The organism is Pseudomonas sp. GM49 (assembly GCF_000282355.1).
GTDB lineage: Bacteria > Pseudomonadota > Gammaproteobacteria > Pseudomonadales > Pseudomonadaceae > Aquipseudomonas.
This window is the reverse complement of sequence record NZ_AKJL01000230.1, coordinates 1-23,900: the sequence shown is the minus strand read 5'-3', so window position 1 is coordinate 23,900 and position 23,900 is coordinate 1. Positions and strand designations below refer to the sequence as shown.

The 23,900-nt window shown below is 59.8% G+C and carries 26 protein-coding genes; 10 read left to right on the top strand and 16 right to left on the bottom strand.

From position 1 onward, the window contains the following. The coding region (locus tag PMI29_RS09000) for an NADP-dependent isocitrate dehydrogenase (protein ID WP_033052566.1) at positions 1–2,141 on the bottom strand (2,141 nt) is incomplete at its 3' end. Positions 2,142–2,468: 327 nt separating this feature from the next. Beyond that, positions 2,469–2,636, bottom strand: a complete 168-nt coding sequence (locus PMI29_RS32320) for a hypothetical protein (RefSeq protein ID WP_177318805.1) — start codon at positions 2,634–2,636, stop codon at positions 2,469–2,471. Here PMI29_RS32320 and icd point away from each other — a divergent pair. Then, positions 2,635–3,891, top strand: a complete 1,257-nt coding sequence (icd, locus tag PMI29_RS09005) for an NADP-dependent isocitrate dehydrogenase (RefSeq protein ID WP_007972065.1) — start codon at positions 2,635–2,637, stop codon at positions 3,889–3,891. The two genes, PMI29_RS32320 and icd, sit on opposite strands and share 2 nt — an antisense overlap. Before the next feature lie 80 nt (positions 3,892–3,971). Here icd and cspD read toward each other — a convergent pair whose 3' ends face one another. Then, entirely contained in the window at positions 3,972–4,226 is a 255-nt protein-coding gene (cspD, locus tag PMI29_RS09010) for a cold shock domain-containing protein CspD (RefSeq protein ID WP_008000855.1), read from the bottom strand. A 224-nt stretch (positions 4,227–4,450) separates the two neighbouring features. On the opposite strand from cspD, the gene clpS reads away from it, so the two are divergent. Together clpS and clpA are read left to right on the top strand one after the other, a co-directional pair. Beyond that, a complete protein-coding gene (gene clpS, locus PMI29_RS0130330; RefSeq protein WP_033052565.1) occupies positions 4,451–4,813 on the top strand; it encodes an ATP-dependent Clp protease adapter ClpS in 363 nt (120 codons plus the stop codon). A 30-nt stretch (positions 4,814–4,843) separates the two neighbouring features. Beyond that, entirely contained in the window at positions 4,844–7,114 is a 2,271-nt protein-coding gene (gene clpA / locus PMI29_RS09015; protein WP_008000854.1) for an ATP-dependent Clp protease ATP-binding subunit ClpA, read from the top strand. A 324-nt stretch (positions 7,115–7,438) separates the two neighbouring features. Here the strand turns inward: clpA and infA are convergent, their stop codons facing one another. From infA to trxB, 4 genes are all read right to left on the bottom strand, one after another. Continuing rightward, positions 7,439–7,657 (bottom strand): translation initiation factor IF-1, encoded by a 219-nt coding sequence (gene infA / locus PMI29_RS09020; RefSeq protein ID WP_002553999.1) that lies wholly within the window; start codon positions 7,655–7,657, stop codon positions 7,439–7,441. A gap of 111 nt (positions 7,658–7,768) precedes the next feature. Then, positions 7,769–8,476, bottom strand: coding sequence for an arginyltransferase (locus PMI29_RS09025; RefSeq protein WP_008000853.1), 708 nt, complete (start codon positions 8,474–8,476; stop codon positions 7,769–7,771). A 57-nt stretch (positions 8,477–8,533) separates the two neighbouring features. Beyond that, a complete protein-coding gene (aat, locus tag PMI29_RS09030; RefSeq protein ID WP_008000850.1) occupies positions 8,534–9,214 on the bottom strand; it encodes a leucyl/phenylalanyl-tRNA--protein transferase in 681 nt (226 codons plus the stop codon). A 62-nt stretch (positions 9,215–9,276) separates the two neighbouring features. Continuing rightward, positions 9,277–10,236, bottom strand: a complete 960-nt coding sequence (trxB, locus tag PMI29_RS09035; RefSeq protein ID WP_008000849.1) for a thioredoxin-disulfide reductase — start codon at positions 10,234–10,236, stop codon at positions 9,277–9,279. 298 nt (positions 10,237–10,534) lie between these two features. Between trxB and PMI29_RS09040 the strand changes: the two genes are divergently transcribed. The 6 genes from PMI29_RS09040 (at position 10,535) to cysG (ending at position 18,191) form a co-directional block, all read left to right on the top strand. Continuing rightward, positions 10,535–12,946, top strand: coding sequence for a DNA translocase FtsK (locus PMI29_RS09040; protein ID WP_008000845.1), 2,412 nt, complete (start codon positions 10,535–10,537; stop codon positions 12,944–12,946). Between the two features lie 67 nt (positions 12,947–13,013). Beyond that, entirely contained in the window at positions 13,014–13,637 is a 624-nt protein-coding gene (gene lolA, locus PMI29_RS09045; RefSeq protein ID WP_008000843.1) for an outer membrane lipoprotein chaperone LolA, read from the top strand. A gap of 165 nt (positions 13,638–13,802) precedes the next feature. Further along, positions 13,803–15,125, top strand: coding sequence for a replication-associated recombination protein A (locus PMI29_RS09050; RefSeq protein ID WP_008000842.1), 1,323 nt, complete (start codon positions 13,803–13,805; stop codon positions 15,123–15,125). Further along, a complete protein-coding gene (crcB, locus tag PMI29_RS09055; protein ID WP_008000841.1) occupies positions 15,125–15,499 on the top strand; it encodes a fluoride efflux transporter CrcB in 375 nt (124 codons plus the stop codon). The genes PMI29_RS09050 and crcB overlap by 1 nt, the downstream gene beginning before the upstream one ends. A 16-nt stretch (positions 15,500–15,515) precedes the next feature. Further along, entirely contained in the window at positions 15,516–16,796 is a 1,281-nt protein-coding gene (serS, locus tag PMI29_RS09060; protein WP_008000840.1) for a serine--tRNA ligase, read from the top strand. After that, positions 16,797–18,191 (top strand): siroheme synthase CysG, encoded by a 1,395-nt coding sequence (gene cysG, locus PMI29_RS09065; RefSeq protein WP_008000838.1) that lies wholly within the window; start codon positions 16,797–16,799, stop codon positions 18,189–18,191. 185 nt (positions 18,192–18,376) lie between these two features. Here the strand turns inward: cysG and PMI29_RS09070 are convergent, their stop codons facing one another. The 9 genes from PMI29_RS09070 to PMI29_RS09110 form a co-directional block, all read right to left on the bottom strand. Further along, positions 18,377–19,378 carry a glutathione S-transferase family protein gene (locus PMI29_RS09070; RefSeq protein WP_008000836.1) on the bottom strand — a complete coding sequence of 334 codons (1,002 nt, stop codon included), beginning with the start codon at positions 19,376–19,378 and terminating at the stop codon, positions 18,377–18,379. 91 nt (positions 19,379–19,469) lie between these two features. Beyond that, positions 19,470–20,471, bottom strand: coding sequence for a glycosyl transferase family protein (locus tag PMI29_RS09075; protein WP_008000834.1), 1,002 nt, complete (start codon positions 20,469–20,471; stop codon positions 19,470–19,472). Further along, positions 20,468–20,803: a TusE/DsrC/DsvC family sulfur relay protein gene (locus PMI29_RS09080; protein ID WP_008000832.1), complete on the bottom strand. Its 336-nt coding sequence runs from the start codon at positions 20,801–20,803 to the stop codon at positions 20,468–20,470. The genes PMI29_RS09075 and PMI29_RS09080 overlap by 4 nt, the downstream gene beginning before the upstream one ends. Beyond that, positions 20,800–21,093 carry a sulfurtransferase complex subunit TusB gene (gene tusB, locus PMI29_RS09085; RefSeq protein ID WP_008000830.1) on the bottom strand — a complete coding sequence of 98 codons (294 nt, stop codon included), beginning with the start codon at positions 21,091–21,093 and terminating at the stop codon, positions 20,800–20,802. Before tusB ends, PMI29_RS09080 begins: the two co-directional genes overlap by 4 nt. Then, positions 21,093–21,455, bottom strand: coding sequence for a sulfurtransferase complex subunit TusC (gene tusC / locus PMI29_RS09090; protein WP_008000828.1), 363 nt, complete (start codon positions 21,453–21,455; stop codon positions 21,093–21,095). The genes tusB and tusC overlap by 1 nt, the downstream gene beginning before the upstream one ends. A 1-nt stretch (position 21,456) precedes the next feature. Then, positions 21,457–21,849, bottom strand: a complete 393-nt coding sequence (gene tusD, locus PMI29_RS09095) for a sulfurtransferase complex subunit TusD (protein WP_008000825.1) — start codon at positions 21,847–21,849, stop codon at positions 21,457–21,459. A 164-nt stretch (positions 21,850–22,013) separates the two neighbouring features. Beyond that, positions 22,014–22,718, bottom strand: coding sequence for a YoaK family protein (locus tag PMI29_RS09100; RefSeq protein WP_008000823.1), 705 nt, complete (start codon positions 22,716–22,718; stop codon positions 22,014–22,016). A gap of 25 nt (positions 22,719–22,743) precedes the next feature. After that, positions 22,744–23,073: a DUF6388 family protein gene (locus tag PMI29_RS09105; RefSeq protein WP_008000822.1), complete on the bottom strand. Its 330-nt coding sequence runs from the start codon at positions 23,071–23,073 to the stop codon at positions 22,744–22,746. Positions 23,074–23,093: 20 nt separating this feature from the next. Further along, positions 23,094–23,342: a hypothetical protein gene (locus PMI29_RS09110; RefSeq protein ID WP_008000820.1), complete on the bottom strand. Its 249-nt coding sequence runs from the start codon at positions 23,340–23,342 to the stop codon at positions 23,094–23,096. Between the two features lie 148 nt (positions 23,343–23,490). On the opposite strand from PMI29_RS09110, the gene PMI29_RS09115 reads away from it, so the two are divergent. Continuing rightward, the gene (locus PMI29_RS09115) at positions 23,491–23,841 is read left to right on the top strand and encodes a hypothetical protein (protein WP_007986866.1); all 351 of its coding nucleotides are present in this window, start codon (positions 23,491–23,493) and stop codon (positions 23,839–23,841) included. Positions 23,842–23,900: the final 59 nt, after the last annotated feature.

Genomic DNA, 23,900 nt, shown 5'->3' with positions numbered 1-23,900 from the left:
CCGCCGATGTCCACTGGCTTGCCCTGGACAGCGTTGAGTTCGGCAACGATGGTCGCCTCGTTCTCGGTCAGGGTCTTGGCCAGGGTCGCGAACTGCGCTTGCAGTGCAGTGTCTTCGGTCTGGGCAGCCAGGGCTTGAGCCCAGTACAGCGCCAGGTAGAAGTGGCTGCCGCGGTTGTCGATGTTGCCGACTTTGCGCGATGGCGACTTGTTGTTGTCCAGGAACTGGCCGGTGGCCTGATCCAGGGTCTTGGCCAGAACCAGCGCCTTTGGATTGTTGTAGGTTACGCCCAGGTGTTCCAGGGAAGCCGCCAGGGCCAGGAACTCACCCAGCGAATCCCAGCGCAGGAAGTTTTCTTCCAGCAACTGCTGAACGTGCTTCGGTGCCGAACCGCCGGCGCCGGTTTCGAACAGCCCGCCGCCGTTCATCAGCGGAACGATCGACAGCATCTTGGCGCTGGTGCCCAGTTCCATGATCGGGAACAGGTCGGTCAGGTAGTCGCGCAGTACGTTGCCGGTCACCGAGATGGTGTCTTTGCCTTCGCGGGTACGCTGCAGGGTGTACTTCATGGCGTCGACTGGCGACATGATCTGGATGTCCAGGCCGGCAGTGTCGTGATCCTTCAGGTAGGCCTGAACTTTCTCGATCACCACGCCATCGTGGGCGCGCATCGGGTCCAGCCAGAAAATCGCCGGGGTGCTGCTGGCGCGAGCACGGTTGACGGCCAGTTTGACCCAGTCCTGGATCGGCGCGTCTTTGGTCTGGCACATGCGGAAGATGTCGCCGGCTTCAACCGACTGTTCCAGCAGCAGGTTGCCCTTGCTGTCAGTGACGCGAACAACGCCGTCAGCCTTGATCTGGAAAGTCTTGTCGTGGGAACCGTACTCTTCGGCTTTCTTCGCCATCAGGCCAACGTTTGGCACGCTGCCCATGGTGGTCGGATCGAATGCACCGTTGGCCTTGCAGTCTTCGATCACTGCCTGGTAGATGGTCGCGTAGCAGCGATCCGGGATCACAGCCTTGGTGTCGTGCAGCTGGCCGTCGGTGCCCCACATCTTGCCGGAGTCACGGATCATGGCTGGCATCGAGGCGTCGACGATCACGTCGCTCGGCACGTGCAGGTTGGTGATGCCTTTGTCGGAGTTGACCATCGCCAGGGAAGGGCGAGCGGCGTAGACCGCCTGAATGTCAGCTTCGATGGCCGCTTGCTGTTCAGCAGGCAATGCCTTGATGCGAGCGTACAGGTCGCCGATGCCGTTGTTCAGGTTGAAGCCGATCTGTGCCAGCACGTCAGCATGTTTGGCCAGTGCGTCTTTATAGAACTCGGCAACGATCTGGCCGAACATGATCGGGTCGGAGACCTTCATCATGGTGGCTTTCAAGTGAACCGACAGCAGCACGCCTTGTGCCTTGGCGTCTTCGATTTCTGCGGCGATGAAGCTGCGCAGGGCGTTTTTGCTCATGACCGCGCAATCGAGGATCTCACCGGCTTGTACGCTGGTCTTTTCTTTCAGGACGGTGGCGGTGCCGTCTTGAGCGATCAGTTCGATTTTCACGGCGTCAGCGGCGTCGATCAGGGCGGCTTTTTCGCTGCCATAGAAATCGCCGGTGCTCATGTGCGCGACGTGGGACTTGGAGTCCTTGGCCCAGGCGCCCATTTTGTGCGGGTGCTTGCGCGCATAGTTCTTGACCGACAGCGGAGCGCGGCGGTCGGAGTTGCCTTCGCGCAGAACGGGGTTCACAGCACTGCCCTTGACCTTGTCGTAGCGCGCCTTGGCTTCTTTGTCGGCGTCGCAGGTCACGGTTTCCGGGTAGTCCGGCAGGTTGTAGCCCTGGGCTTGCAGCTCTTTGATTGCGGCTTGCAGTTGTGGAACCGAGGCGCTGATGTTCGGCAGCTTGATGATGTTGGCTTCAGGCGTAACGGCCAGGGCGCCCAGTTCGGCGAGGTGGTCGGCTACGGCTTTGTCACCCAGTTGCTCGGGGAAGCTGGCCAGGATGCGCCCTGCAAGAGAGATATCGCGGGTTTCAACGGCGATATCAGCCGAGGCGGTGAACGCCTCTACGATAGGCAGCAGTGAATAGGTGGCGAGGGCAGGAGCTTCGTCGGTGAAGGTATAGATGATCTTCGAGCGGGTGGGCATATTCGGATTAACTCTCTCTTCTTTGCTAAAGCGTGCGCAGAAACTCGAGGGCGCCGGGTAAGCGCGTTCGTTCAAAGTCATCCATGAGCCGAATATCGAGGTTTCGTTGCTGTGATGTTGGGTGCATCAGTAGGGCGTCAAGCAGTCGGGCTGCGGTAACAGACCGGCTTATCAGGCGTAAACACTCATCGTAGAGCTGTTTCGCCCGTCGTGACCCTTTAGTCAGCGGCGGCATTATACATAGGTAGCTGGCAATCTGCCGATGGTTCATACGCAACGAATGTCGTCCATTGGTCTAAAGGTCGCAGGCGCGAGCAGGGCGTAGGGTCATTCGTCGTGCTTGAGTTTGGCGCTTTTCCCTTTGCTTTCAGGCTTGTAGCTCGCGAGTTGCAAGGCTTTGCGGCAGATGGATGGAACATAGGGTTTGCGCGCCGATTCAACTGGGTTACGCTCGAACCAAGCCAGATGTTCAATCCAATCAATGGAGTTCAGCATGGGTTACAAGAAGATTCAGGTTCCAGCCGTCGGCGACAAAATCACCGTCAATGCAGACCATTCTCTCAATGTTCCTAATAACCCGATCATCCCCTTCATCGAAGGCGACGGCATTGGTGTCGACATCAGCCCGGTCATGATCAAGGTTGTCGATGCTGCTGTTAAGAAGGCTTACGGTGGCGAGCGCAAGATTTCCTGGATGGAAGTGTACGCCGGGGAGAAAGCGACTCAGGTTTACGATCAGGACACCTGGCTGCCTCAGGAAACCCTGGACGCGGTCAAGGATTACGTGGTTTCCATCAAGGGCCCGCTAACCACCCCGGTCGGTGGCGGTATCCGTTCCCTGAACGTGGCCCTGCGTCAGCAACTCGACCTGTACGTCTGCCTGCGTCCGGTGCGCTGGTTCGAAGGCGTGCCTAGCCCGGTCAAGAAGCCAGGCGATGTCGACATGACCATCTTCCGCGAGAACTCCGAAGACATCTACGCCGGTATCGAGTGGAAGGCCGGTACGCCGGAAGCCACCAAGGTCATCAAGTTCCTCAAGGAAGAAATGGGCGTTACCAAGATCCGTTTCGACGAGAACTGCGGTATCGGCGTCAAGCCGGTGTCCCTGCAGGGCACCAAGCGTCTGGCGCGCAAGGCCCTGCAATATGTGGTCGACAACGATCGTGATTCGCTGACCATTGTGCACAAAGGCAACATCATGAAGTTCACCGAAGGTGCCTTCAAGGAATGGGCCTACGAAGTGGCGGCTGAGGAATTCGGCGCGACCCTGCTGGACGGCGGTCCGTGGATGCAGTTCAAGAACCCGAAAACCGGCAAGAATGTCATCGTCAAGGATGCCATCGCCGACGCCATGCTCCAGCAGATCCTGCTGCGCCCGGCCGAGTACGATGTAATCGCGACCCTGAACCTGAACGGCGATTACCTCTCCGACGCCCTGGCGGCGGAAGTGGGCGGTATCGGTATTGCGCCGGGTGCCAACCTGTCCGACACCGTGGCCATGTTCGAAGCTACCCACGGTACTGCACCGAAGTACGCCGGCAAGGACCAGGTCAACCCGGGTTCGCTGATCCTGTCCGCTGAAATGATGCTGCGCCACATGGGCTGGACCGAAGCGGCCGACCTGATCATCAAGGGCACCAACGGCGCGATTTCCGCCAAGACCGTGACCTATGACTTCGAGCGTCTGATGGAGGGTGCGAAGCTGGTTTCGTCTTCCGGCTTCGGTGATGCGTTGATCTCGCACATGTAAGAATACGCAGGCACATGAAAACCGCCTGATTCAAGAAGTTGAGTCAGGCGGTTTTTTTATGACTGGATGACGCGGCGGTGTTAAGCCGAAACGGTCTGTTCAGGTGTCTGTGTCGTGATTTTCGAGGCGTCCACCGGGTTGCTGATGTTGACCGCGTGCAGGCCTTTGGGGCCCTGGATGATATCGAATACGACAGATTGCCCGGCTTTCAGGGTTTTATAACCATCCATTTTAATGGTTGAGTAGTGGGCAAACAGGTCTTCTGTCTTGCCTTCCTCGTTGATGAATCCGTAACCCTTGGCATTGTTGAACCACTTCACCTTGCCGACAGCCATACCCATATCCCTCTGCAACAGACTCCATCACTGGAGTATCATCCAGTACATCCGCAGTCGAATCTGTAAATAAGATTGACTCCGCGGACCTTTTTTACCCACTGTGGGCTCTATTGGTTGTAACACCGTTTTGCCGATAGTCAAGCTGACCGGGCAGTCGGAGTTGAAAACGCTGATAGCCGCCCCCACCACTGTATTTGAACCACTGACGAACCTTTCTTTCCATGCATGCAATCAGCCAGATTCGACTAACATTCAATCAGGATCACCCTGATTTACACGACGACGATTCCACAGGCATTGCTGTTCAGGAGGCAAAGCCTGCGCTACAGGCGCCGCCGATGTACAAGGTGGTTTTGTTCAATGATGACTACACACCGATGGATTTCGTCGTCGAAGTGCTCGAGGTGTTTTTTAACCTGAATCGCGAGCTGGCGACCAAGGTCATGCTGGCCGTCCATACGGAAGGGCGGGCAGTATGTGGAGTGTTTACCCGCGACATCGCGGAGACCAAGGCCATGCAGGTCAACCAGTACGCCAGGGAAAGCCAGCATCCGCTACTCTGTGAAATCGAGAAGGACGGTTAATCGCCGACCACTTGGGTATGAGGTGAAGCTATGTTAAACCGCGAGCTCGAAGTCACCCTCAATCTTGCCTTCAAGGAGGCCCGTTCGAAGCGTCATGAGTTCATGACTGTCGAACACCTCTTGCTGGCCCTATTGGACAATGAGGCTGCCGCCACCGTTTTGCGTGCGTGCGGCGCAAACCTCGACAAACTCAAGCATGACCTGCAGGAGTTCATCGACTCCACCACGCCATTGATCCCGGTTCATGACGAGGATCGTGAAACCCAGCCAACCCTGGGCTTCCAGCGTGTACTGCAACGTGCTGTGTTTCACGTACAGAGCTCGGGCAAGCGCGAAGTGACTGGTGCCAACGTACTGGTCGCGATCTTCAGTGAGCAAGAGAGTCAGGCGGTGTTCCTGCTGAAACAGCAGAGCGTTGCCCGTATAGATGTCGTCAACTACATCGCCCATGGCATTTCCAAGGTGCCGGGGCATGGCGATCACTCTGAAGGTGAGCAAGATATGCAGGACGACGAGGGTGGTGAGTCTTCTTCCTCGGGTAATCCCCTGGATGCTTATGCCAGCAACCTCAATGAACTGGCGCGCCAGGGTCGTATCGATCCGTTGGTGGGGCGTGAGCTGGAAGTCGAGCGTGTCGCGCAGATCCTGGCGCGTCGGCGTAAAAACAATCCGCTGCTGGTGGGCGAGGCTGGCGTGGGTAAAACCGCGATTGCCGAAGGCCTGGCCAAGCGCATTGTCGACAACCAGGTGCCGGACCTGCTGGCCAATAGCGTGGTTTACTCCCTCGATCTGGGTGCCTTGCTGGCCGGTACCAAATACCGTGGCGATTTCGAGAAGCGCTTCAAGGCGTTGCTCAATGAGCTGAAAAAGCGTCCGCAGGCGATACTGTTCATCGACGAGATCCACACCATCATTGGTGCGGGTGCCGCGTCCGGTGGCGTCATGGATGCTTCGAACCTGCTCAAGCCGCTGCTGTCCTCGGGTGATATCCGTTGCATCGGTTCGACCACCTTCCAGGAATTCCGCGGCATCTTCGAGAAGGACCGTGCCTTGGCCCGGCGTTTCCAGAAGGTCGATGTGTCGGAACCTTCGGTGGAAGACACCATCGGTATCCTGCGCGGTCTCAAAGGGCGCTTCGAACAGCATCACAATATCGAATACAGCGATGAAGCCTTGCGCGCCGCTGCCGAACTGGCTTCGCGCTATATCAATGACCGGCACATGCCGGACAAGGCGATCGATGTGATTGACGAGGCGGGTGCCTACCAGCGCCTGCAACCGATCGAAATGCGGGTTAAACGCATCGAAGTGCCTCAGGTCGAGGACATCGTCGCGAAAATCGCGCGGATTCCGCCTAAGCACGTCACCAGCTCCGACAAGGAGTTGTTGCGTAACCTTGAGCGTGACCTGAAGTTGACCGTGTTCGGTCAGGATGCCGCGATCGACTCGCTGGCGACCGCGATCAAGCTGTCCCGTGCCGGCCTCAAATCCCCTGACAAGCCTGTCGGTTCGTTCCTGTTCGCAGGGCCTACCGGTGTCGGTAAAACCGAGGCGGCGCGTCAGTTGGCCAAGGCGTTGGGTGTCGAACTGATTCGTTTCGACATGTCCGAGTACATGGAACGCCACACCGTATCGCGTCTGATCGGTGCGCCTCCGGGGTATGTCGGGTTCGATCAGGGCGGTCTGCTTACCGAGGCCATCACCAAGCAGCCACACTGCGTGCTGTTGCTCGATGAGATCGAGAAGGCGCATCCGGAAGTCTTCAACCTGCTGCTGCAGGTCATGGACCACGGTACGCTGACCGATAACAACGGGCGCAAGGCGGATTTCCGTAACGTGATCGTCATCATGACGACCAACGCCGGTGCCGAGACCGCAGCTCGCGCTTCGATCGGTTTCACCTATCAGGATCACTCGTCCGATGCGATGGAAGTGATCAAGAAGAGCTTCACGCCGGAATTCCGCAACCGTCTGGACACCATCATCCAGTTTGGTCGCCTCAGCCATGAGGTCATCAAGAGCGTGGTGGACAAGTTCCTTACCGAGCTTCAGGCGCAGCTGGAAGACAAGCGTGTGTTGCTGGAAGTCACCGATGCGGCCCGCAACTGGCTGGCCGAAGGTGGTTACGACGCGGCGATGGGTGCTCGCCCTATGGCTCGCCTGATCCAGGACAAGATCAAGCGTCCGCTGGCGGAGGAGATTCTCTTTGGCGAACTGGCCGAACATGGCGGTGTGGTGCACATCGACATCAAGGACGGCGAGCTGACCTTCGAGTTCGAGACCACGGCCGAGATGGCCTGACGTTCAAAAGCAAAACAAAAAGGCGCCGAGAGGCGCCTTTTTGTTGTCTTGGTCGTACGCAATTCAAATGTGGGAGCGGGCTTGCTCGCGAAAGCGGTGGGTCAGAGAAGAAGATGTCGATTGTCACACCGCATTCGCGAGCAAGCCCGCTCCCACACAAACAAAAACGCCCGGCATAAGCCGGGCGTCTTGTATTGACTTGCGTAGCGAGTGGGCCCTGTCTCTGTAGGAGCGAGCTTGCTCGCGATGTTCGTCAATGATGATGCGGGGACTCTGACTTGACGCGGTGCCCTCAGGTTTTTCGCGAGCAAGCTCGCTCCTACCTTAGCGAGCGCGGTAAGTGATGCGCCCTTTGCTCAAGTCATAAGGAGTCAGCTCTACGCGCACTTTGTCGCCGGTAAGAATACGGATGTAGTTCTTGCGCATCTTGCCGGAGATGTGCGCGGTTACGACGTGCCCATTTTCCAACTCCACGCGAAACATGGTGTTGGGCAGGGTGTCGACGACAGTGCCTTCCATTTCGAAGCTGTCTTCTTTCGACATGCAGTAAAGCCCTCGGTGTCCAGTGAATGGCCCGGTGCAACTGCGCCAGGCAAAAGCGGCGTGCATTGTGCCCGAAAAGTGGGGTTCAAGCCAAGGGGTTTAGGGTGCGCTCTAGTTCAGGACGACCCAGCGCTGGTTAACCAGCAGTTCAATGGGGCGATACTGGGTCTTGTAGTTCATTTTTTTGCAGTTTTTGATCCAGTAGCCCAGATAGACCGCATCCAGCCCCAGGCGCCCGGCCTCGGCGATCTGCCAGAGGATCGCGTAGCGTCCCAGGCTGCGACGCTCTTCGTTGGGTTCATAGAAGGTGTACACCGCCGACAGACCGTTCGGCAGAAGATCGGTGACGGCGATCGCCAGCAACCGGCCGTCGAGACGGAATTCGTAGAACCGGGAAAACGGCAGGTCGCGCACCAGGAATGTGGAAAACTGATCGCGGCTGGGCGGGTACATGTCGCCGTCGGCATGCCGTTGTTCGATATAGCGCTGATAAAGATCGAAATACTCTTCGTTGAAACCTGGCTTGGCGGGGCGTACCTGCAAGTCGGCGTTGCGCTTGAAGATGCGTTTCTGCTGACGGTTGGGGGTGAATTGCGCTACAGGAATGCGCGCCGGAACGCAGGCATTGCAATTCTGGCAATGCGGCCGGTAGAGATGATCGCCACTGCGACGAAACCCCATCTCCGACAGGTCTGCGTAGACATGCACATCCATGGGCTGGCTAGGGTCGAGGAACAGGGTTGTGGCCTGCTCCTCGGGCAGATAACTGCAAGAGTGCGGCTGAGTGGCATAGAACTTCAAACGCGCCAACTCGGTCATGATCAACCCTCGGGGTAGTGCTTTGGATTAAGTGTAAGCCACGCTGGCAAAAGTCGCTCAGCAAACCCAGGTGGCAGAGTTGGGTTGGTCCAGGTGCCTGGCCAGATAGCTGGCAAACTCGCGGCGGGGTATCGCCCGGGCTCCGAGACTGTGCAGGTGGTCGGTGGGCATCTGGCAATCGATCAGCACAAAACCGGAGTCTTTCAGATGCCGGACCAGGGTGGCAAAGCCGAATTTCGAGGCATTGTCCGTGCGGCTGAACATGGACTCGCCAAAAAACAACTGGCCCATCGCCAGGCCATACAAGCCGCCGACCAGTTCGTCCCCGTCCCACACTTCCACCGAGTGCGCGTGACCACGCCTGTGCAGCTCTATGTAGGCGTCCTGCATCGCGTCGGTGATCCAGGTGCCGTCGGCGTGATCCCGGGGGGCGGCACAGGCGCGGATGACGGCGGCGAAGTCCTCGTCAAAGGTCACTTGATAGCGTTGCTGGCGCAGCAGTTTGTTCAGGCTGCGCGAGACGTGCAATTCGTCGGGAAACAAAACCGTGCGCGGGTCCGGAGACCACCAGAGGATCGGCTGGCCTTCGGAAAACCATGGAAAGCACCCGTGGCGATAGGCGTTGATCAACCGATCAGCGGACAGATCACCACCGGCAGCCAGCAACCCGTTGGGGTCGCGCATGGCCTTTTCCAGTGGTGGAAAGGTCAGGGAGTTGCGTTGTAACCAAGTCAGCATGGCATCCGGGCTTGTAGAAGGGGAGGGCAGTGGCGGGTGTTGGCCCGACGTAAAGTTTGCCTTCAAACGGCAGGAATGTCGTCGAGGTATTTTTCGGCGTCCAGCGCCGCCATGCAACCGGCACCGGCAGACGTAACGGCCTGGCGATAAACGTGGTCGGCCACGTCGCCGGCGGCAAACACACCCGCAATCGCCGTGGCGGTGGCATCGCCTTCGCTGCCGCCCTTGACCAGCAGATACCCGTCGCGCATTTCCAGTTGGCCTGTGAACAGGTCGGTGTTGGGTTTATGGCCGATGGCGATAAACACCCCGGCCAGAGGCAGCTCTTTGGTTTCACCCGTTTGACTGTCCCGCAGGCGGGCGCCGGTCACGCCGCTGGCATCGCCGAGCACTTCGTCCAGATTCTGGTTCCAGTGCAGGCGGACGTTGCCGTTGGCGGCTTTTTCGAAGAGTTTGTCCTGGAGGATCTTCTCCGAGCGCAGCTTGTCGCGCCGATGGACCAGGTGCACTTCCTTGGCGATGTTCGACAGGTACAAGGCTTCTTCGACCGCCGTGTTACCGCCGCCGACCACCGCAACCACCTGATTGCGATAGAAAAATCCATCGCAGGTCGCGCAGGCCGAAACCCCTTTGCCGGCAAATGCTTCTTCCGACGGCAGGCCCAGGTATTGCGCGCTCGCGCCGGTGGCAATGATCAGTGCATCGCAGGTGTAGGTTCCGCCATCGCCGATCAGCTCGAACGGCCGTTGTTGCAACTTGGCAGTATGGATGTGGTCGTAAATGATCTCGGTGGCAAAGCGCTCGGCGTGTTTTTGCATGCGGTCCATCAGGACCGGCCCGGTCAGGCCTTCGACGTCGCCTGGCCAGTTATCCACTTCGACGGTGGTGGTGAGCTGGCCACCAGCCTGTATGCCGGTAATGACAACGGGTTTGAGGTTGGCGCGGGCGGCATAAACGGCTGCGCTGTAACCGGCAGGGCCGGAGCCCAGGATAATCAGGCGTGAATGCTTCGCTTCGCTCATAAAAACACCTCATAAGCCTTTGTCACAAAAGAGAATGCATGCTCAAATTGAACGGCATGTCATGTGCTGTTGACTATGCTACACCCAAGGGTCTCAAGCATGGCGTCGTGCGTACAAACCCGTACAATGCCCTGCTATATTCAGTGCGCGCCGTGTTTATAAAAACCGGGGCGCAGTGTTAAAAGTAGTCCCGGTTACGCGTGTTAACTTTTTTACCTGCCTGGATTGGGTAGTTTTTTGGCAGTTTTCATAGACATTCACCAGATGGACGCGCCCATGGCGCAGGAAAAGTAGCGTTTTGAAGAAATCCACCGCAGCACCTAAACCAGCCGTCGTTCCGCTCTGGCGCCAGCACTTGCACTACCGACTCAAGGAAGGTGCGCTGATCGCTATCGGTGCCTTGTGCCTGTTCCTGATGATGGCCTTGTTGACCTATGGCAAGGATGATCCGGGCTGGAGTCATAACAGCAAGATCGACGACGTGCAGAACTTCGGCGGGCCAGCGGGCTCCTACAGCGCCGATATCCTGTTCATGGTGCTGGGTTACTTTGCCTACATCTTCCCGTTGCTGCTGGCGATCAAGGCGTACCAGATCTTCCGTCAGCGTCACGAACCGTGGCAGTGGAGCGGCTGGCTGTTCTTCTGGCGCCTGATAGGGTTGCTGTTCCTGGTACTGTCGGGCGCCGCTCTGGCCCATATCCATTTCCATGCCGCGACCGGTCTGCCGGCCGGTGCGGGCGGAGCGCTGGGCGAAAGCCTCGGTGACCTGGCCAGGAACGCCCTGAATATCCAGGGCAGTACACTGCTGTTCATCGCGTTGTTCCTGTTCGGCCTGACCGTGTTTACCGACTTGTCGTGGTTCAAGGTGATGGACATCACCGGCAAGATCACCCTCGACCTGTTCGAACTCTTCCAGGGCGCGGCCAATCGCTGGTGGGCGGCCCGTACCGAGCGCAAACAACTGGTTGCCCAGTTGCGTGAAGTCGATGATCGTATGGATGAAGTGGTCGCGCCGACCGTCACCGACAAGCGCGAGCAAGCCAAGGTCAAGGAGCGCCTGATCGAGCGTGAGCAAGCCCTGAGCAAGCACATGTCCGAGCGCGAGAAGCAGGTGCCGCCGGTGATTGCGCCCGCGCCGCCAAAACCTGCCGCACCGAGCAAACGCGTCGAAAAAGAGAAGCAGGCGCCGCTGTTCGTCGACAGCGCCGTGGAAGGTACCTTGCCGCCGATCTCGATTCTTGATCCTGCGGAAAAGAAACAGCTCAATTACTCGCCTGAATCCCTGGCTGCGGTTGGCCACTTGCTGGAAATCAAGCTCAAGGAATTCGGCGTTGAAGTCGCAGTGGATTCGATTCACCCGGGCCCGGTGATTACCCGTTACGAAATCCAGCCGGCTGCCGGTGTAAAAGTCAGTCGCATCTCCAACCTGGCCAAGGACCTGGCCCGTTCCCTGGCCGTGACCAGCGTGCGCGTGGTGGAAGTGATTCCGGGCAAGACCACGGTCGGTATCGAGATCCCCAACGAAGACCGGCAGATCGTGCGTTTCTCCGAGGTGCTGTCGACTCCCGAGTACGACAACTTCAAATCCCCGGTCACCCTGGCCCTGGGCCATGACATCGGCGGCAAACCGGTCATCACCGACCTGGCGAAAATGCCGCACTTGCTGGTGGCCGGTACCACCGGTTCCGGTAAGTCGGTGGGTGTGAACGCGATGATCCTGTCGATCCTGTTCAAGTCCGGCCCGGAAGACGCCAAGCTGATCATGATCGACCCGAAAATGCTTGAACTGTCGATCTACGAAGGCATTCCGCACCTGCTGTGCCCGGTGGTCACCGACATGAAGGACGCCGCCAACGCCCTGCGCTGGAGCGTTGCCGAGATGGAGCGACGTTACAAGCTGATGGCCAAGATGGGTGTGCGAAACCTGTCGGGCTTCAACGCCAAGGTCAAGGAAGCCCAGGACGCAGGCGAGCCGTTGAGCGATCCGCTGTACAAGCGCGAAAGCATCCACGACGAAGCGCCGCTCCTGCAAAAGCTGCCGACCATCGTGGTGGTGGTCGACGAATTCGCCGACATGATGATGATCGTCGGCAAGAAGGTCGAAGAACTGATCGCCCGTATTGCGCAGAAAGCTCGTGCGGCCGGTATCCACTTGATCCTCGCGACCCAGCGTCCGTCGGTGGACGTGATCACCGGTCTGATCAAGGCCAACATCCCGACTCGCATGGCGTTCCAGGTGTCGAGCAAGATCGACTCGCGGACCATCATCGACCAGGGCGGTGCAGAACAACTGCTGGGCCACGGTGACATGCTGTACATGCCGCCGGGTACCAGTCTGCCGATTCGTGTTCACGGTGCTTTCGTGTCCGACGATGAGGTTCACCGCGTGGTGGAAGCCTGGAAGCTGCGGGGCGCGCCGGAATACAACGACGACATTCTCAATGGCGTCGAAGAGGCGGGCAGCGGCTTCGAAGGCAGCAGCGGTGGCGGCGACGGAGACGATCCCGAGGCCGACGCGCTGTACGACGAAGCGGTACAGTTCGTACTGGAAAGCCGTCGCGCCTCCATTTCCGCCGTTCAGCGCAAGTTGAAAATCGGCTATAACCGCGCCGCGCGCATGATCGAAGCCATGGAAATGGCCGGGGTCGTGACGTCCATGAACACCAACGGTTCGCGTGAAGTCCTGGCCCCTGGCCCGGTGCGCGACTGACCCGAGTATGAAAGGAGTGGCGCCCTTTGGCGCCGCTCGCACTCCCACGAATGTTATGAGGACTCCCATGCGTCTGATCCGCATGCTGTTGCTGCCGGTACTGGCTTTGACCACGCTCTCGGCTCACGCCGATGACAAGGACGTGGCGCGCCTGACCCAACTGCTGGAAAAATCCCAGACCCTGACCGCACGTTTCTCGCAACTGACCCTTGATGGTACCGGCACCCAGTTGCAGGAAACTGCCGGCGAGATGTCGCTGCAGCGTCCGGGCTTGTTCTACTGGCACACCGATGCACCGGCCGAACAGACCATGATCTCCGATGGCAAGAAAGTCACACTGTGGGACCCGGACCTGGAGCAGGCCACCATCAAGAAGCTCGACCAGCGCCTGACCCAGACACCAGCGTTGCTGCTGTCCGGTGACGTGTCCAAGATCAGCCAGAGCTTCGACATCAGTGCCAAGGAAGCCGGCGGCGTGATCGACTTCACCCTCAAGCCGAAGACCAAGGACACGCTATTCGACAGCCTGCGCCTGTCGTTCCGCAACGGTCTGGTTAACGACATGCAGTTGATCGACAGCGTCGGCCAGCGCACCAATATCCTGTTCACCGGGGTGAAGGCCAATGAGCCGATCCCGGCTTCCAGGTTCAAGTTCGATATCCCCAAGGGTGCGGATGTGATCCAGGAATAAAGTGCAGAACCTCTGTAGGAGCGAGCTTGCTCGCGATGAACCCGTGCACGCCGCGGGGTGTCAGGCTTACAGCGTTATCGTTGGCGACCATCGTCGGAACGCCGCCCGGAGCAAGCTCGCTCCTACAGGATCGGCATCAGACCCAGTGAGGTTTCATAGGTAGTGATGGATCTGTTTCGCAGCACCCCGATCGCCCAGCCCTTGGCCGCCCGCTTGCGTGCGGCCAATCTGGACGAGTACGTCGGTCAGGAACACGTGCTCGCTCGCGGCAAGCCCTTGCGCGAAGCCCTGGAGCAGGGTGCCCTGCACTCGATGATTTTCTGGGGGCCACCCGGGGTGGGTAAAACCACGCTGGCGCGATTGCTCGCGGAAGTCTCGGATGCGCACTTCGAAACGGTCTCGGCAGTGCTGGCCGGGGTCAAGGAGATCCGTCAGGCGGTGGAAATCGCCAAGCAACAGGCTGCGCAGTACGGCCGCCGCACCATTCTGTTCGTCGATGAAGTGCATCGCTTCAACAAGTCCCAGCAGGATGCGTTCCTGCCCTATGTCGAGGACGGCACGCTGATTTTCATTGGCGCGACCACGGAAAACCCTTCGTTTGAACTCAACAACGCCTTGCTGTCGCGAGCGCGCGTCTACGTGCTCAAGAGCCTCGACGAAGCGGCCTTGCGCAAACTGGTGCAGCGCGCGCTGACCGAAGAGCGGGGCCTGGGCAAGCGCAACCTGACCCTCAGCGATGAAGGCTTCCAGATGCTGCTGTCGGCCGCCGATGGTGATGGCCGGCGCCTGCTCAACCTGCTGGAGAACGCCTCGGACCTGGCCGAGGACAACGGTGAAATCGGCACCGAACTCCTGCAAAGTCTGCTCGGTGACACCCGCCGCAGGTTCGACAAGGGCGGCGAAGCGTTCTACGACCAGATTTCCGCGTTGCACAAGTCGGTTCGCGGCTCCAACCCCGACGGCGCGTTGTACTGGTTCGCGCGGATGATCGACGGCGGTTGCGACCCGTTGTACCTGGCCCGGCGTGTGGTGCGCATGGCCAGCGAAGACATCGGCAACGCCGACCCGCGCGCCCTGAGCCTGTGCCTGGCGGCGTGGGAAGTGCAGGAACGCCTCGGCAGCCCGGAAGGTGAGTTGGCGGTGGCCCAGGCCATCACCTATCTGGCCTGCGCGCCGAAAAGCAACGCGGTGTACATGGGCTTCAAGACTGCATTGCGCGCCGCCGCCGAGCACGGCTCGCTGGAAGTGCCGCTGCACCTGCGCAACGCACCGACCAAGCTGATGAAGCAGTTGGGCTACGGCGATGAATACCGTTACGCCCACGATGAGCCGGACGCCTATGCCGCCGGAGAAGACTATTTCCCGGAAGAACTCGACCCGATCCCGTTCTATCAGCCCGTGCCTCGTGGTCTGGAGCTGAAGATCGGCGAAAAGCTCAATCACCTGGCGAAACTCGACCGTTTAAGCCCCCGGCAGCGGAGAAAATAGTGCTTGCCTTGATCGTTGCGGTTTCCGTTGGCGGGATCGCCGGCACGTTGTTGCGCTTCGCCACGGGCAACTGGATCAATGCGAATTGGCCGCGGCACTTCTATACCGCGACGCTGGCCGTTAATATCGTGGGCTGTTTGCTGATCGGTGTTCTATACGGTCTGTTTTTGATACGCCCGGAGGTGCCTTTTGAGATTCGCGCCGGGTTGATCGTTGGCTTCCTCGGGGGGCTGACGACTTTTTCATCCTTTTCACTGGATACGGTGCGCCTGCTGGAAAGCGGGCAAGTGCCGCTGGCCCTGGGCTATGCGGCGCTCAGCGTATTCGGCGGGCTGCTTGCCACCTGGGCCGGCCTGTCCTTGACCAAACTTTGATAAACGAGAAACCGACATGCTCGATTCCAAACTGTTACGTAGCAACCTTCAGGACGTAGCGGACCGCCTGGCATCCCGTGGCTATACCCTGGATGTTGCGCGCATCGAAGCGCTGGAAGAACAGCGCAAGACCGTCCAGACCCGCACCGAAGCACTGCAGGCTGAACGTAATGCGCGCTCCAAATCCATCGGTCAGGCCAAGCAGCGCGGCGAAGACATCGCGCCGCTGATGGCGGACGTCGAGCGCATGGCGGGCGAATTGAGCGCCGGTAAAGTCGAACTCGACGCGATCCAGACCGATCTGGATTCGATCCTGCTGGGTATCCCCAACTTGCCGCACGAATCGGTACCGGTTGGCGACGACGAAGACGGCAACGTCGAAGTGCGCCGCTGGGGCACCCCGACGGCCTTCGATTTCCCGGTTCAGGATCACGTGGCCCTGGGCGAGAAGTTCGGCTGGCTGGACTTCGAAACTGCCGCCAAGTTGTCCGGCGCCCGTTTCGCCCTGCTGCGCGGCCCGATCGCTCGCCTGCACCGCGCCCTGGCGCAGTTCATGATCAACCTGCACGTCACCGAGCACGGCTACGAAGAGGCCTACACGCCTTATCTGGTCCAGGCACCGGCGCTGCAAGGCACCGGTCAGTTGCCGAAGTTCGAAGAAGACCTGTTCAAGATCGCGCGCGAAGGCGAGGCCGATCTGTACCTGATCCCGACCGCCGAAGTGTCGCTGACCAACATCGTCGCCGGTGAGATCGTTGATTCCAAGCAACTGCCGATCAAGTTCGTAGCCCACACACCGTGCTTCCGCAGTGAAGCCGGCGCATCGGGTCGTGACACTCGCGGCATGATCCGCCAGCACCAGTTCGACAAAGTTGAAATGGTGCAGATCGTCGAGCCGTCGAAGTCGATGGAAGCGCTGGAAGGCCTGACCGCCAACGCCGAGAAAGTCCTGCAACTGCTGGAACTGCCTTATCGCACCCTGGCGCTGTGCACCGGCGACATGGGCTTCAGTGCGGTCAAGACCTACGACCTGGAAGTGTGGATCCCGAGCCAGGACAAGTACCGCGAGATTTCGTCGTGCTCCAACTGCGGCGACTTCCAGGCCCGTCGCATGCAAGCGCGTTTCCGCAACCCTGAAACCGGCAAGCCGGAACTGGTGCACACACTGAACGGCTCCGGCCTGGCGGTGGGGCGTACACTGGTGGCGGTGCTGGAGAACTATCAGCAGGCCGACGGTTCGATCCGAGTGCCTGAAGTTCTCAAGCCGTACATGGGTGGCCTTGAGGTCATTGGCTAAATGAACTATCTGCCGCTGTTTCACAACCTTCGCGGCAGTCGTGTGTTGGTCGTCGGTGGGGGGGAAATTGCCTTGCGCAAATCCCGCCTGCTGGCCGATGCCGGTGCGTTGCTGCGGGTGGTTGCACCTGAAATCGAAGCGCAATTGCGCGAACTGGTTGCCGGCAGCGGCGGCGAGTGCCTGTTGCGTGGTTATGCCGAGGCGGATCTGGACGGTTGTGGGCTGATCATTGCCGCCACCGACGACGAAGCGCTGAACGCACAAGTCTCCGCCGATGCCCATCGGCGTTGCGTACCGGTCAACGTGGTGGACGCGCCAGCCCTGTGCAGCGTGATCTTCCCGGCCATCGTCGACCGTTCCCCACTGATTATCGCGGTGTCCAGCGGCGGCGATGCGCCGGTGCTGGCGCGTTTGATCCGCGCCAGGATCGAAACCTGGATTCCTTCCACCTTCGGTCAGCTGGCCGGACTGGCGGCGCGTTTTCGTCATCAGGTCAAAGGCCTGTTTCCGGATGTGCAGCAGCGTCGGGCGTTCTGGGAAGATGTTTTCCAGGGCCCGATTGCCGATCGGCAACTGGCCGGGCAGGGCGGTGAAGCCGAGCGGTTGTTGCAAGCGAAGATCGATGGTGAAGCGCCGGTTGCAACCGGCGAAGTCTATCTGGTGGGCGCTGGGCCGGGCGATCCCGACCTGCTGACGTTCAAGGCATTGCGTCTGATGCAGCAAGCCGACGTGGTGCTGTATGACCGTCTGGTAGCGCCGGCGATTCTCGAACTGTGCCGTCGCGACGCCGAGCGGGTTTACGTCGGCAAGCGCCGTGCCGATCACGTGGTGCCGCAGGATCAGATCAACCAGCAATTGGTGGATCTGGCCAAACAGGGCAAGCGTGTAGTGCGATTGAAGGGGGGCGATCCGTTCATCTTCGGTCGTGGCGGTGAAGAGATCGAAGAGCTGGCGGCCAATGGCATCCCGTTCCAGGTCGTGCCGGGGATCACGGCGGCCAGCGGTTGCGCGGCCTATGCCGGGATTCCGCTGACCCATCGCGATTACGCGCAATCGGTACGCTTTGTCACCGGGCACCTGAAAGACGGCTCAACCGATTTGCCGTGGGCCGATCTGGTCGCGCCGGCACAAACCCTGGTGTTCTACATGGGGTTGGTGGGCTTGCCGGTCATTTGCGAACAGTTGATCAAGCACGGTCGTGGCGCTGATACCCCGGCGGCGTTGATCCAGCAGGGCACCACGGTCAACCAGCGAGTGTTTACCGGCACCCTGGCGGACCTGCCGCGGCTGGTGGCGGAGCATGAAGTGCATGCGCCGACATTGGTGATCGTCGGTGAAGTGGTGCAGCTGCGCGAGAAACTGGCGTGGTTCGAAGGGGCACAGGGGCAGGTCTGATTTGTGGCGAGGGGGCTTGTCGGAACGCCGCATCGCCCCGTTGGGGCGCGAAGCGGCCCTAAAAACTGTAATCGCGATTGGACCGCCTGTACGCGGCAACAGGTTTTACGACTGCTTCGCAGCCGAACGGGGGCAAGCCCCCTCGCCACAATTGATCTCATCCACTTTCAAATTTCAGTTTGATATCAGGCCTTGCGCCAAACCCCTTTCCCGCTCAACCGCTCCCGATCATGGGGCGCGGTGAAGTCCTGGGCCGGGCCTTTCGGCACCACACCCGTCGGGTTGATGGTGCGGTGACTGGCGTAGTAGTGGTTCTTGATGTGGGTGAAATCCACCGTCTCGGCGATCCCCGGCCACTGATAAATCTCGCGCAACCAGTTCGACAGGTTCGGATAATCCGCAATCCGCCGCAGATTGCACTTGAAGTGCCCGTAGTACACCGCATCGAAGCGAATCAGTGTGGTGAACAGACGGATGTCCGCTTCGGTCAGGTATTCGCCAGCCAGGTAACGGTTGGCGCCGAGTAACAGCTCCAGTCGATCCAGCTCGGCAAACACGTCGTCGAAAGCTTCTTCATAAGCCTGTTGCGACGTGGCAAACCCGGCGCGATACACGCCGTTGTTCACCGCCGGGTAAATCCGCTCGTTCAGCGCATCAATTTCACCCCGTAGTGGCGCGGGGTAAAAGTCCAGGTCATTGCCGGTCAAATCATCGAAGGCACCATTGAACATGCGGATGATTTCCGACGATTCATTGTTGACGATGCGCTTTTGCTGTTTGTCCCACAGCACCGGTACGGTGACGCGGCCGGTGTAGTCGGCGGTGTCGGCGGTGTAGCGCTGGTGCATGAAGTCGAAGTAATCGAGTTTGTCGCCGGTCGAGCCCAGGTGCCGGTCGAAGGTCCAGCCGTTTTCCAGCATCAACCAACTGACCACCGAGACATCGATCAGCTTTTCGAGGCCTTTGAGTTTGCGCAGGATCAGCGTGCGATGTGCCCAGGGACAGGCCAGGGAAACGTACAGGTGGTAGCGCCCGGGCTCGGCCGTAAAACCACCGACGCCGGTCGGTCCCGGCTTGCCGTCAGTGGTCAACCAGTTGCGACGCTGCGCCTGTTCGCGCTGGAACGCGCCGTCCTTGCTGCTTTCGTACCACTTGTCCTGCCAGCGGCCATCAACTAACAAACCCATGTTCAAGACTCCCGAAACCCATAATCGTTGCAGTTGAGTCTATTCCGATGAGTTCGAACAAAAAGCGCAAAGATCGGGCGTGAATGATCGGTTAAATCGATTTGTCCCGCGCCGCCCAGTATTTTTCTGCGGTTTCGAAGGCCTGTTCGCGGCTTTGTCCGAGGCCACGCAGGGCCAGGGCCATGGTCGAGATCAGGGCCATTTGCGGATAGCTGTCGACCACGTCGCCACGCCATACGGCTTTGAGGTGCTCCGGATCGAGGCTGGCCGGTTTGACATGGCGCTGGCTCGACAGCTGCGGCCATTCCTCATCCCAGCTCTCGCCACCGCTCGTACCGTACAGGTGGCTGTCGGCGTCCGGGTTGATCTCGATTTCGCCGCCATCGCCCTTGATCACGATGGCGGTATCACCGAGCAGTCCGCTGGCATCGCGATGCACGGCCTGATAGCCAGGGTGGAAAATGCTTTGCAGGCCGCAACGCGCACCCAGCGGATTGAGAATCCGCGCCAGCGAGTGGATCGGCGAGCGCAAGCCCAGGGTATTGCGCAGGTCGATCATCCGTTGCAACTGCGGTGCCCAGTCCACCAGCGGCATGAAGGCCAGGCCGCCGTTATCCAGCGCCGTGCCGACCTGTTGCCAGTTGCGGCACAGCGGGATGTTCAATTCGCCCAGCAGTTGCTCGGTGTACAACCGGCCAGCCGTGTGGGCACCGCCGCCATGCATGAAAATCCGCAAGCCATTTTGCGCCAGACACTTGGCCGCCAGCAGAAACCATGGCAGGTGACGTTTCTTGCCGGCATACGTCGGCCAATCCAGATCCACCGCCAATGCTGGCGGATTCAGGCGCTCACGCAAGGCTTCGGTGAACCCGGCCATTTCCTCGGCGCTTTCTTCCTTGTGCCGCAACAGCATCAGGAACGCCCCGAGCTGGGTTTCCTCGACCTTTTCATCGAACACCATACCCATGGCTTCGCGGGCTTCGACCCGGGTCAGATCGCGGGCGCCGCGCTTGCCTTTGCCGAGGATCCGCACGAATTGGGCGAACGGATGCTCGGCGGGCGTTTCGAGGGTCAGTGCTGGGTAATCAGTCATAAGCAATTCGTCGGTTTGGGCAGGCCCGCCAGTTTCGCGGCGAGTTTGGCGGGAGTGCCTTTGAACAGGCGGTTCAGGTGCAGGCTGTTGCCTTTTTCCGGGCCGAGTTTCAGGGCGGTGTACTTGATCAACGGGCGGGTGGCCGGTGACAGCTGGAATTCGGCGTAGAAACTGCGCAGCAGTTCGAGGACTTCCCAGTGTTCGGGCGTCAACTCGATGTCTTCGGCAGCCGCCAGGGCACTGGCCACATCGGCGGACCAGTCATTCAGTTCGATCAGGAAACCGTCCTTGTCCAGCTCGATGGCGCGGGCGCCAACCGTCAATGCATTCATAGCCAACTGTTGACCTTGTCGTAGTGAATCGACAGTTCGACGAAGGCCGGGTAATCGATGGCCCGGGCCCAGTCTGGAACCACAAGCGCACGGGCCTGGGCATCTTCGGCCAGGACGAACAGTTTCAGGCCACGTGCGCTGAGCGCAGCGAACGGCGCGGTGCCTGGTTGCAACGCATAGGCCGCATCACCGGACAACAGCAACCCGTCGTTGGCGCCGATCACGCGCAGGCAACTGGTCAGGCGTTCGTCGCCGAACGGAGAATGAGACAACACATGCAAAGTCGACATCAGAGGGTGATCACCTGGTCGTAACGGTCAATGAGGGCGCTGATTTCGTGGGCGGCCAACACTTGGGCTTCCTCCAGCGACAGGCCGCTCGGGTCCAGGCCGCGTTGGGTGATGCTGTCGCCACAGGCAAACAGTTCCTCGACACCGAACATCGGCAGGGCCTGCAGATTGGCGCTCAGGTCTTTCTGTTGCAAGGCCTTGGCGTTCTGACTGGCGGCTAGCTGGAACACGCCGTCATCGAGAAACAACAGGCCAATCGGCAGATCGAAGGCGCCGCCGGCCAGCACGATATCCAGTGCTTCCCGCGCGCCCGGGCCGGACCATGGCGACTGGCGGCTGATGATCAACAGGGACTTGGCCATGTCATGCGCCTCCGAAACAGATCAGGCGGTCGGCATCCTGCGCCGCGTCATGCAACTGGCCGAGACCGGACAACTCCCACGGCGCGCCGACGGCTACAGCCTCGCGCTGATAGCGCTTGGCCTCTTCTTCATTCAAGACACCACGACGCAGGGCGGCGGCGATGCACACTACGCCATCAAGTTGATGGTCGCTGACGAATGTGCGCCATTGCTTGGGCAAGTCCAGTTCATCCTGGGGTGTGACCACGCTGCCGGACGCGTTGTAGACGCCATCCTGGTAGAAAAACAGCCGGACAATCTCATGCCCGCCGGCCAGCGCCGCTTGGGCGAACAGTAAGGCGCGGCGCGAGGAGGGCGCATGGGCGGCGGAAAACACGGCGATGGCGAACTTCATGGTGCACTCGATCAGCGAAACTGCGGCCATGATAATGCTTTATCGGCGGGGCGGCTAAAGTGATGTTGTCTGTGCGGGCCTTATCGCTGGGAAGCCAGCTCCTACAGTAGATCTGTGGCGACATACCCTGTAGGAGCTGGCTTGCCAGCGATAGCGGGCTAAAGTCAACGCGGCATATACCCCAACTGCCAGCGCCGCGGGATCTTCAACGACAACACCCCCAGCCCGGCAGCCAACAGGCCACTGGCAAACAACGCCTTGAGCCCCAAGTGATGTTCCAGCACGGCACCGAGTACCGCGCCAGCGAACATGCCGGTCCAGGGGATCAGTTGCACGCGCCAGCCATTACGGCGCTCGCCGAGCATCCAGCGTCCCAGTCCGCGGCCGAAGCGCGACAGGGCGCCTGTCACGTAGGTCAGGCCGACCGGTAGGCCATTCACTTCTTCTACCGCGGCGTTGAGCATTCCCATGGCGATGATCGCTGCCAGCAGTGCGGGCAGTTGCGCATCGAAAGGCCAGGCTGCGGCGGCGCATAACAACGTGGCAATGCTCAGCAACAAGGGCAACGCTCGGCGGCCACCTAGCCGGCTGACGATAATGCCCAGCGCGTTGCCGACGATGAAGGTGGCGATGAGGATGACCAGGCGCAGGGTCAACCCAAGGTCGCCAGCACTGATGGCGACAGCCATCCGGGTGGTATTGCCACTCATGAACGAGACGAAGTCGCCGCTGGCCATGAAGCCGATGGCGTCGGTCATGCCGGCGAGTACCGAGAGCATGGCCACCAGGCTCAGGCCTATGCGCCCGCGCCATTTCTGCGTGTGCAAGTGACCGGGGCTGGCGTGGGGCCTGGCGGTGTTGGGCAGCATCGGCGATGGTATCCCTGAACAGTGCTTAGGGTTTTATCCCATTCAACTCGCAATATTCCAGCCAGTCCATGCCGGCCATTTCTGCCACTTCCCGGTGCACTTCCAGGCGCTGCGCCTCATAGTCCCGGGACGTGGCGGCGGTTAATTGCAACGTCAGTTCCCAAGCGAACAATTTCTGGCGCTCCGCTTCAGCTTCAAACGCTTCGTGCAGTCGTTCCTCGCGATACTGGGCCGCCGTTTCGCCCTTGGCCTGAGCCAACAGCGGGTTGAGGTGGTCGAGTTCTTCGCGCAATTCGGGGCGCGCATCGAGAAACTTCTTGAGTGCTAGCTCATGCTGCAGTTCGGTTGCCGCCATGGTCGCTCCTTGAGTGGGGATTACGAAGACTGCTTCTTGCTGGCCTTGGCCGCTGCTGCCAGGCATTCGAGGGCAAACTGTTCGGTATAGGTCATCTGGATCGGTGTGGTTTCGCCTTTGACGGTTCTTTCGCCGTTGAGGATGTAGCGAATCCGCTTGTCGGTGACACCGATTCGCTTGGCGATCCATGAAGGCGTCTGACCGATCTGGCTGATCAGCTTGTCGGCATATTCAGCGGTCGGTTTGTAAAACTCGGCATTAGGTGTCATCAGAATTCCAGTGATAGGCGCGATGCGGCGATATTGGCGCGACAGGGTGCGCGAATCGTTGCGCGGTGTCGCGGTATAAATGCAGTAAAGCAGAACGATACGGGCTGCCGGGGTGATAAAGTCCGCTTTTTCCTGATGAGTGAATGCAATGCGATTTCTGATGGTGGCGCTGGCCGTGACGTTGCTGGCGGGATGCGCGGGCTCGGCGATGAACGATGCCCGCACCAAGGCCCCGTACAAGACTCTGAACTCGGAAAAGCCGGCAAAAGACGTCGCCCAGTGCGTGCAGTTTTCCTGGCAGGACGAGGCCGTGTTCGGTGTCGATGCCGCGGCGTATTTGCAGGCAGGCGAGAAGGGTGGCACTACGGTTTACACGCGTTCGGCAGAGTCTTTCGTCGACGTGACCACCGATGCCTCGGGGACGGTTTTGAGCTACTACGCGCAGAAGGACGATTTCGTGGCCAAGCGCCGGTTGGCGGCGTTGGCGACTTGTTTGTGATCTGATAGCAGACGCAAGTCCCTTGTGGGAGCGGGCTTGCTCGCGAAAGCGGTGGATCA